At 70.5% G+C, this 7712-nt stretch carries 7 protein-coding genes; 6 read left to right on the top strand and 1 reads right to left on the bottom strand.

Going from position 1 to position 7712, the window contains the following annotated elements:
- Positions 1 to 124 precede the first annotated feature (124 nt).
- A complete protein-coding gene (locus tag HV826_RS35530) occupies positions 125 to 940 on the top strand; it encodes an alpha/beta fold hydrolase (RefSeq protein ID WP_176421451.1) in 816 nt (271 codons plus the stop codon).
- A gap of 31 nt (positions 941 to 971) precedes the next feature.
- Positions 972 to 1958, top strand: coding sequence for a PHB depolymerase family esterase (locus tag HV826_RS35525; protein ID WP_176421450.1), 987 nt, complete (start codon positions 972 to 974; stop codon positions 1956 to 1958).
- A 12-nt stretch (positions 1959 to 1970) separates the two neighbouring features.
- On the opposite strand, the gene HV826_RS35520 is transcribed toward HV826_RS35525, so the two are convergent.
- Positions 1971 to 2924, bottom strand: coding sequence for an MBL fold metallo-hydrolase (locus HV826_RS35520; protein WP_176421449.1), 954 nt, complete (start codon positions 2922 to 2924; stop codon positions 1971 to 1973).
- An 89-nt stretch (positions 2925 to 3013) separates the two neighbouring features.
- On the opposite strand from HV826_RS35520, the gene HV826_RS35515 reads away from it, so the two are divergent.
- The 4 genes from HV826_RS35515 to HV826_RS35500 form a co-directional block, all read left to right on the top strand.
- Entirely contained in the window at positions 3014 to 3898 is an 885-nt protein-coding gene (locus HV826_RS35515) for a LysR family transcriptional regulator (protein WP_176421448.1), read from the top strand.
- 94 nt (positions 3899 to 3992) lie between these two features.
- Positions 3993 to 5669 carry an isovaleryl-CoA dehydrogenase gene (locus tag HV826_RS35510; RefSeq protein WP_176421447.1) on the top strand — a complete coding sequence of 559 codons (1677 nt, stop codon included), beginning with the start codon at positions 3993 to 3995 and terminating at the stop codon, positions 5667 to 5669.
- Between the two features lie 14 nt (positions 5670 to 5683).
- Complete coding sequence (locus tag HV826_RS35505) at positions 5684 to 6505, top strand: NAD(P)-dependent oxidoreductase (RefSeq protein WP_140796131.1); 822 nt, start codon at positions 5684 to 5686, stop codon at positions 6503 to 6505.
- Between the two features lie 122 nt (positions 6506 to 6627).
- Positions 6628 to 7712: murein transglycosylase A (locus tag HV826_RS35500; protein ID WP_176421446.1), on the top strand; the 1085-nt coding region annotated here is incomplete at its 3' end.

The raw sequence follows: 7712 nt of genomic DNA, 5'->3' as shown, positions 1-7712 counted from the left end.
GCCGTGGCGCGCAGGCGGGAGCGGGGGGAGGTGCTCATGGGGGGCTCTTGAAAAACGAACGTTCGTTCATGTAGCTTCGGACCTGCGGTTCGACACGCTTCCTACCTGAATCTGGGGTCCGAACATGCCGTTGCTCCAGTTCGAGGAGCTCTCCCTCTACTTCGAGGAATCGGGTGCGGGCACCCCCGTGCTGCTTCTTCACGGGCTTGGCTCCTCTGGCCGGGACTGGGAGTCCGTGGCACCCAGACTGACGGGCCGCCATCGCGTCATCGTTCCAGATGCGCGAGGCCATGGCCGCAGCGGAAAGCCGCCGGGCGCCTATGGCGTGCCGCGCTTCGCCCGGGACATCGCCGGGCTGTGTGACGCGCTGGGCCTCACCGGCGTCCACGTGGTGGGCCTGTCCATGGGCGGGATGATGGGGTTCCAGCTCGCGGTGGACCGGCCGGAGCTGGTGCGCAGCCTGGTCATCGTCAACAGCGGGCCGGAGCTGGTGGCGCGCACGCTGCGCCGCAAGTTCGAGTTCGGCCTGCGCCTGACGCTGCTGAAGCTGCTGGGGCCCGCGGCGCTGGCGAAGGTCCTGGCGCCCAGGCTCTTTCCCAAGCCCGAGCAGGAAGCGCTTCGTCAGCGCGCGCTGGAGCTGTTCAGCGCCAATGACGCGGACGCGTACCTGCGCGCGACGAAGGGGTTGGTGGGGTGGAGCGTCATGCGGCACCTGGGCGGCATCACCTGCCCGGTGCTGGTGCTCGCGTCCGATAGGGACTACACGCCCGTGTCCACGAAGCAGGCCTACGTGGACCTGCTGCCGAACGCGCGGCTCCAGGTGTTGAGTGATTCCGGCCATGCGTCACCGCATGACCAGCCCGACAAGGTCGCCGAAGCCGTGGCGGCCTTCCTGGCCGGAGTCGAGGACGCCGCGGCGGATGCGCGGCAGCCGGGCTGAGCGCGGTTCCCCACCCCGAAGGAGTCAGTCAATGAAGCGGAACACTGTCGCGTGCGCGCGCACGTGGTTGTTGCTGCTCGCCGTCCTCTCGCTCACCGCCGCCGCGCCCGCGCGCGCCGGCACCTGGGTCCATGGCCTTGAAGGGACCCGGGGCTTCCAGCTCTGGGTGCCCACGGGCTACCAGGCCGACACGCCGCTGCCCCTGGTGGTGGCGCTGCACGGCTGCTTCCAGAACCCGACCCAGTTCGCCGGCCTCTCGCGCCTCAACGAGAAGGCGGACGCCGAGAAGTTCCTGGTGCTGTACCCGAACCAGGCGACGTTCGCGAACCCCACGCAGTGCTGGAACTTCATGCTGGTGCTCAATCAGACGCGAGGCCACGGGGAGCCCGCGCTCGTCGTGGACATGGTGGCGCAGGTGCGGCGGCACTACGCGGTGGACGCGCGCCGCATCTACGTGGGCGGCGTCAGCTCCGGCGCGGTGCTCACGGGCACGCTGCTGGCCTGCTACTCGGACGTGTTCGCCGCGGGGATGATTGGCGCGGGGGCCATGTACAAGGCGGCCACCACGATTTCGGGCACGGGCTTCGCGATGCTCTTCGGCAGCATCTACCACCCGGACGACCGGGGCCGGGACGCGTGGGTGTGCTCGGGCCGTCCGCGTCACACGGTGCCGGTGCTCGTGGTGCACGGGACGAAGGACAGCGTGGTCGACATCGTCAACGGCCGGCAGGCGACGCGGCAGTTCCTGCAGACCAGTGACTACGGCGATGACGGCGTGGCCAACGACAGCATCCGTCCGGTGGCCACGCAGGTGACGCGCGCGAGTGTGCCCGGCGGGCGCGCGTACACCGTGGAGGACTATGTCTACGGCGGCGCGCTGGTGGCGCGACACATCGAAATCCAGGGGATGGACCACGCCTGGCCCGGCGGGGATTCACGCTATCCCTTCGCCGACCCGTCCGGGCCGGACGGCACCCACCTCATGTGGGACTTCTTCCGGCGGCACACCCGGAACTGAGGCGCTCGCGCGTCAGTGCTGGTGGCCCAGGCGCACCTCGACCTCGGGGTGGGCCTGGGCGAACGCGCGCAGCCGCTTGAAGCTCGCCGTGGCCCCGTCCGCGTCGTTGTTGTATGAGCCGGGCTCCACGTCGTGCTCCCAGCCCCAGCGGGTGTGGCTGATGTCCCCCGCGAGCAGCACCGGGCCCTTCGTGGAGCGCACCAGGTACGCGGTGGTGCCGGGCGTGTGGCCGGGCAGCCAGAGCGCCCACACGGAGCCGTCCCCGAAGATGTCCACCGCGCCGTCGAACAGGCCGGCGTCCTCCCGCGCGTAGGTCCACTCCGACAGCGGCGGCTTGCCGGCCAGGGCGCGGTCGACGTTGGCCTGGACGACGAGGTTCATGAAGGCGCGCTCGGAGGCCTCGCCCGGCCCGGAGTAGACGGGCGTGCCCGCGGGGACGTCCGCCATGCCGGTGACGTGGTCCGGGTGCAGGTGGGTGAGGAACACGCCCGCCAGCGGCTGTTGCTGCTTCGCCAGCCACTCGCCCAGCGGCGCGTGCACCTTCATGCTCCCCATGTTCATGGCGCTGACGATGAGCCCCTGCATGGCGGCCTTCTCCGGCGCGTCCCGCATCGCCGTCTCCACGCCCGTGTCGACGATGAAGAGGCCCTTGGCCGGGTGGCGGAGGGCGTGGAAGAAGATCTGCGCGGGCTCCGCGCCGTCCTTCAGCCCGGCGGCCTTCGCGGTGGGGTGGGCCAGGTTGATGAGGCCGCCGCGCTCCACCGCCCAGTCGCAGGAGACGACCGTCTCCAGCTCTACCGGGCCGGGCTGCGTCAGCAGCGGCAACAGCTCCGAGGAGGGCCGCGCCTTGCCGAGCGTGGAGGGCTGGACGCCGTGTGAGGTGGTGGCGCAGCCCACGAAGCCGGTGACGGCGAGGGCGCCGCCGAGCGCGGCGGCGATGGAGAGGACAATGGAACGGGTCCGCATGGATGGAGCTCCTTCACGTCGAGACACGCGGAAGCTAACGATGCGAGAATTGATGGGAAATGACGATTCAGGCATGAGGTCATGCATTCATGAATATCTCCTGGGATGACGCGCGGCTGTTCCTGGCCATCGCCGAGGCGGGCAGCTTCAGTGGCGCGGCCCGGCGGCTCCGGATGGGCCAACCCACGGTGAGCCGGCGGCTGGCGGCGCTGGAGTACGCGGTGGGCATGGCGTTGTTCCGCCGCGGGGTGGATGGCGCGGTGCTGACGGCCGCGGGCGAGCGGCTGGTGCAGCCCGCGAAGAAGATGGCGGAGTGGGCCGGTGAGCTGCACCGCGCGGCCGAGTCGTCGGACACGTCGCCGCGGGGGCTGGTGCGGGTGACGGCGTCGCCCTACATGAGCTTCGGCTTCCTCGCGCCCTTCGCCGGGGCGATGATGAAGAAGCACGAGGGCCTGCGGCTGGAGGTGCTGTCCGGGATTCAGTACCTGGATTTGGGGCGCGGCGAGGCGGACCTCGCGCTGCGAGCCCGGGGCCCGATGAACGCGGACTTGAAGCTCCTCTCCTCGCTGACGGTCCCCAACGCCGTCTTCGCCGCGAAGTCCCTCAAGGCCCGGCTGCCCAAGCGGCCGTCGCTCCAGGCGCTCCCGTGGGTCGCCTGGGCGCCGCCGTTCGACGCGGTGCCGCCCAATCCCCAGCTGGCGTCCATCATCCCCGGCTTCTCGCCCGTGTTCACCGCCGACAACTACCTGGTGATGCTGGCGGCGGCCGAGGCGGGCGTGGGGGCCATGGTGCTGTGCGACGTGCGCCACCGCTTCATGCGCGAGCGGAGCCTCGTGCCGCTCGACGTGGACCTGGGGCCCTTCGCCACCACCACGTACCACCTGGTGTGCGCGAAGTCCGCGCTCGACATCCCGCGGGTGCGGAAGGTCTCGGAGCTGCTGGTCGAGGAGCTGGAGCAGGCGAAGAAGCGGTGACACGCCGCCGCCGCTCCTCGGGTTGCGGTGGCCCGCCGCGCGTGTTCACGGTACTCCATGGGCACCGGGTACCGTCCCCAGGAGGACCTTCACCATGACTGAACGCAACGCCATTGCCGCCGGTTTCCTCACGCACGAAGTCACGAACCAGCCGCCGCCGCTCGAGTACGACGCGTGGACGACGGACACCGTGCTCCGCGAGGTGGTGGCCCGCGAGGGCGGCGGCTGGGCGGAGGCCGACCTGGCGAAGTACGGCCCCGTGGTGGGCGGGGAGATGCAGCAGCTGGCGTTCCTCGCCAACGAGAACAAGCCCAGGTTCCGGCCCTTCGACCGCTATGGCAACCGCCGCGACGAGGTGGAGTTCCATCCCGCGTACCACCGGCTGATGGAGCTGGGCATGGCCCACGGCGTGTCGGGCTTCGCCTGGCGCAACGAGGGCACGCCCGGCGCCCACGTGGCGCGCATGGCCCTCTTCTATCTGCACAACCAGGCGGACAACGGGACGAGCTGCCCCCTCACGATGACGTACGCGTCGGTGCCGGCGCTGCGCCACCAGCCGGAGGTGGCGCTGGAGTGGTTGCCGCGCGTGAGCTCGGCGTCCTACGACAGCCGCTTCATCCCCGCCGCGCAAAAGTCGGGCGCCACCATTGGCATGGGCATGACGGAGAAGCAGGGCGGCTCCGACGTGCGCACCAACACCACCCAGGCGCACCGCCTGGGCGAAGGCCGCGGGCCCGGTCAGCCCTACGCGCTGGTGGGGCACAAGTGGTTCTTCTCCGCGCCCATGAGCGACGCCTTCCTGGTGCTGGCGCACGCGGAGGGCGGCCTGTCGTGCTTCCTGATGCCGCGCTTCACGCCGGACGGCGCGCTCAACGCCATTCGCGTCCAGCGGCTGAAGGACAAGCTGGGCGACTGGAGCAACGCCAGCTCGGAGGTGGAGCTGCATGGGGCCTACGCGGTGATGGTGGGCGCGGAGGGCCGCGGCGTCCCCACCATCCTGGAGATGGTCGCGCTGACGCGGCAGGACTGCATGATTGGCTCCAGCGGGCAGATGCGGCAGGCGCTGGTGCAGGCCATCCACCACACGCGGCACCGCGTCGCGTTCGGCAAGCGGCTCATCGACCAGCCGCTGATGCGCAACGTGCTGGCGGACCTGGCGCTGGAGCTGGAGGCCCATGTCGCGCTCACCGGGCGCGTCTCCCGCGCGGTGGACGCCACGCCTCGGGATGAGAAGGAGGCCGCGTTCTGCCGCATCGCCACGGCGGTGGGGAAGTACTGGGTGTGCAAGCGCACGCCGCCCTTCGTCAACGAGGCGCAGGAGTGCCTGGGCGGCGCGGGCTACGTGGAGGAGACGAACCTGCCGCGCCTGTACCGGCAGGCGCCGCTCAACTCCATCTGGGAGGGCAGCGGCAACATCCAGTGCCTGGACGTGCTGCGCGCGGCGTCACGCGAGCCGGCCAGCCGGGAGGCCCTCTTCGCCGAGCTCCTGGCCGCGCAGGGCGGGCACGCCGCGTATGACGAGGCCACCGCGCGGCTGGGCAAGGCGCTGGCCAACACGGACTCAATGGAGGCGCGCTCGCGCTCCATCGTGGAGGGGCTGGCGCTGGCGCTCCAGGCGTCGCTGCTGATTCGCGCGGGCAACACCGCCGTGTCGGATGCCTTCTGCGAGTCCCGTCTGGGCGGGGCGCATGGACAGACGTTCGGCACGCTCCCGGCCCACGCGCCCATGCAGATGCTCATCGAGCGCGCCTTCCCCGATGGCGCGGCGTGATAGGAAGACACCCCATGTCCAATCTCCAGGGAAAGACGCTGTTCATCTCCGGTGCCAGCCGTGGCATCGGCAAGGCCATTGCCCTCCGCGCTGCCCGGGATGGCGCCAACATCATCATCGCCGCCAAGACGACGGAGCCGCACCCCAAGCTCCCCGGCACCATCTACACGGCGGCGGAGGAAATCGAGAAGGCGGGCGGCAAGGCGCTGCCCTGTGTCGTGGACATCCGCGACGAGCAGCAGATCGCCGCCGCCGTGGCCAAGGCGGTGGAGACCTTCGGCGGCATCGACATCCTGGTGAACAACGCCAGCGCCATCAGCCTCACGGGCACGCTCGAGACGCCGATGAAGCGCTTTGACCTGATGCACGGCATCAACACGCGCGGCACGTATGCGTGTTCGCAGGCGTGCATCCCGTACCTGAAGAAGGCCAGCAACCCGCACATCCTCAACAACTCGCCGCCGCTCAACATGGAGGCGCGCTGGTTCGCGCCCCACGTCGCGTACACCATGGCGAAGTTCGGCATGAGCATGTGCGTGCTGGGCATGGCGGAGGAGCTGCGCTCGGACGGCATCGCGGTGAACGCCATCTGGCCGCGCACCGTCATCGCCACCGCGGCGGTGCAGAACCTGCTGGGCGGGGATGAGACCATCCGCGGCTGCCGGACGCCGGAAATCATGGCGGACGCGGCCTACGCCATCCTCACCAAGCCGAGCCGCGAGTTCACCGGCAACTTCTGCATCGACGAGGAGGTCCTCCGCGGCGTGGGCGTGACGGACTTCGACAAGTACCAGCTGGTGCCCGGGGCGGAGCTGCTCCCCGACTACTTCATCTGAGTCCGCAGCGCCCCAGCCCGTCCTCGCGCGCGGAGTCGCTGGAGCCCGCGCGAGGGCGTGGAATGCTCAGGGCCCTTGTCAGGGGCGCCCACCGGGGCAGGTGCGATAGGTAGGGGAGCCACATGGACCTGCGGCATCTCCGAATCCTCCTGCTGTCGGCGCTGGGGCTCCTCGCCTCGGCCTGTCCGAGCCCCACCCGCGCCCCCGTCACCCGGCCCGAGGACGCGCTCCTCGGGCTGTCCCGGAAGATGGAGCCCCGGGACGACGGTGACGTCGCGTCCCTGCGGACCGCCGTCGCGGAGAGCCTCGTGTGGCTGCGGAGCCGTCCGTCCGACCACCGCTTCATCTACGGCGCGCGGCAGGTCTCCCTCGCCGAGCTGCGGACCGCTTTGGAGCGCCTGCACGCGCGGCTTCGCGAGGACCTCACGCCGGAGGCGCTGTGGGCCCTGGTCCTGGAGGACTTCGAGCCGATGGAGGCCGCCGGCGGCGAGGACGGCCAGGTGCTCTTCACCGGCTACTACGAGCCCACCATCGAGGCGAGCCTGACGCGCACGGACGTATACAACGTGCCCATCCACGGGCCTCCGTCCGACCTGATTGAAGTCCCGCTGGAGCCCTTCGCGGAGCGCTTCAAGTCAGAGCGGGTCTTCGGCCGGCTCGATGGGCGGAAGGTGGTGCCGTACTGGTCTCGCGGGGACATCCGAGGGGGGCGGCTCAGCGGGCGGAAGCTGGAGCTGGCCTGGGCCAGGGACCCGGTGGCGCTCTTCTTCCTGGAGGTGCAGGGCAGCGGCTCGCTGCTGCTGCCGGATGGGAGTCGGCGCCGCATCGGCTACGCCGCGTCGAATGGGAAGCCCTACCGCAGCATCGGCTCGCTGCTCATCCAGGAGGGCGCCATCCCCAAGGAGGAGATGTCGATGCAGGCGCTGCGGGCGTGGCTGGCCGCCAATCCTCAGCAGCGCCACCGGGTGCTGGACCACAACGAGTCCTACGTGTTCTTCCGCTTCCTCAACACCGCGTCGGTGGGTTCGCTCGGGCGGCCGGTGACGGCGGGGCGCTCCATCGCGACGGACGCGCGGCTGTTTCCCAAGGGCGGCCTGGCCTTCATCCACACCGAGCGGCCGGTGCGCATGGCGGATGGCTCCGTGCAGTGGAAGCCGCTGTCGCGCTTCGTGCTCAACCAGGACACGGGCGGGGCCATCCGGGGCGC

The sequence above is a fragment of the Myxococcus sp. AM010 genome (genome assembly GCF_013372585.1).
Lineage (GTDB): Bacteria > Myxococcota > Myxococcia > Myxococcales > Myxococcaceae > Myxococcus > Myxococcus vastator.
Note: the sequence above shows the minus strand (reverse complement) of the source record. Positions and strands in the feature narration are given on the sequence as shown.